The 1679-nt window shown below is 76.5% G+C and carries 2 protein-coding genes; both read right to left on the bottom strand.

Annotated elements, in window-relative coordinates; genetic code table 11:
- A partial coding sequence (locus DZG00_RS15250) for a FecCD family ABC transporter permease (RefSeq protein ID WP_147360055.1) occupies positions 1–623 on the bottom strand: 623 nt, incomplete at its 3' end.
- The gene (locus DZG00_RS15245; RefSeq protein ID WP_119382662.1) at positions 620–1627 is read right to left on the bottom strand and encodes a FecCD family ABC transporter permease; all 1008 of its coding nucleotides are present in this window, start codon (positions 1625–1627) and stop codon (positions 620–622) included. The genes DZG00_RS15245 and DZG00_RS15250, both read right to left, overlap by 4 nt.
- Between the last annotated feature and the right edge of the window lie 52 nt (positions 1628–1679).

The following is a 1679-nucleotide window of genomic DNA, read 5'->3' as shown; positions in this document are numbered from 1 at the left end:
GCCAGCACCGCCACGGCGGGCGCGACCTGCGGCCACGAGATCCCGTTGAGCGTCCCGAAGCGCCAGGTCGCGGCGGCCTGCGCCAGCTCGAGGTCGCTGCGGGTGATGAGGAAGTCGTTGACCGACGCGAGCATCGCGCCCACCGCGATGCCCACCAGCACGAGCCGCTCGCCCGTGGTCGCGGTGCGGGAGCTCATCAGGTGGACGGCGAACGCGGTCGCGAAGCCCCCCACGACGGTGCCGAGGGCGATGGATCCGGCCGAGGAGGGCGCCGCGGCGGTGGATCCCGTCACGAGGATCGCGACGAGCCCGCCGGTGGCCGCGCCCGTGCTGAAGCCGATGACGTCCGGGCTGCCGAGCGGGTTCCGCGAGACGCTCTGGAACACCATGCCGCTGAGGCCGAGGGCGGCGCCGACCGCGATCGCGCACACCACGCGCGGCAGCCGCTGGTCGGCGACGATGAACCGGGCCTGCGCGTCGCCGCCGCCGAGCAGGGCGTCGAGCGCCTGCAGCGGCGACAGCGGGTAGGCGCCGGTGCCGAGGCCGACCGCGGAGGCGACCAGGATGGCGAGCACCAGGATCCCGAGCACGACGCGGTCGCGCCCCGGGATGCGCGGCCTCACCGCGCGCCCGTCCGCCGCAGCACCAGCGCGAGCAGCACGGGCGCGCCGATGAAGGCCGTCACGATGCCGGCCTCCAGCTCGCCGGGACGCGCGACGATCCGGCCGAGGACGTCGGCGCCCAGCACGAGCATCGGCCCGGCCGCCACCGATCCGAGCAGCACCGGGCGTTCCCGTCGCCCGACGACCAGCCGCACGGCGTGCGGCACGACGAGCCCCACGAACGAGATCGGCCCGGCGACCGCGGTCGCGGCGCCGCACGCGACCGTCACGAGCGCGAAGCCCGCGAGCCGCACGCGCCCGATGGAGCTGCCGAGCGCGGTGGCCGTGTCGTCGCCGAGCGCGAGGACCGCGAGCGGGCGCACGAGCAGGAGCGCCCCGACGACCACCACGGCCGTGAGCGGGAGCAGCCAGACGAGGTCGGCGGGGTCGCGCGAGGCCACGGATCCCACCACCCAGGAGCGGTAGTCGCCGAAGGTGCGCGAGTCGGAGAGCGTGACGACGCCCGTGACGGAGGCGAGGCTCGCGGTCAGCGCGGTGCCGGCGAGGAGGAGGCGCGTGGGATCCGTGCGCGGCCCCGCCCGCATGCCGACGAGCACCACGACCACGGCGGCGAGAGCGGCGCCGGCGAACGCGGGCCCGGCGTATCCGGCGGCGGATCCGACGCCGAAGACCGCCACGCTGAGCACCACGGCGAGCGACGCGCCCGCGTTGACGCCGAGGAGGCCGGGCTCCGCGAGCGGGTTGCGCGTCATGGCCTGCATCACGACGCCGGCGACCGCGAGCAGCACGCCGACCGCGACGGCGAGCAGCGTGCGCGGCGCCCGCAGCTGCCAGACGATGATCGCGTCGCGGCTGCCGTCGTCCGGGTGGAGCGCGGCCCGCCACACGGCGTCGAGGGCGATGTCGCGGGATCCGGTCGCGAGGCTCACGGCGCACAGCGCGACGAGCGCCGCGAGGGCCACGACGGCGGCGGCGGCGACGGGCGCGGGTCGGGTCGGTGACATGGCCGGGTAAGGCTACCCTAAGCTGCCTCGGTGATCATCGCCTCCCCACCCC

The sequence above is a fragment of the Clavibacter lycopersici genome (assembly GCF_003576405.1).
Lineage (GTDB): Bacteria > Actinomycetota > Actinomycetes > Actinomycetales > Microbacteriaceae > Clavibacter > Clavibacter lycopersici.
This window is presented reverse-complemented; position numbering and strand designations above follow the sequence as displayed.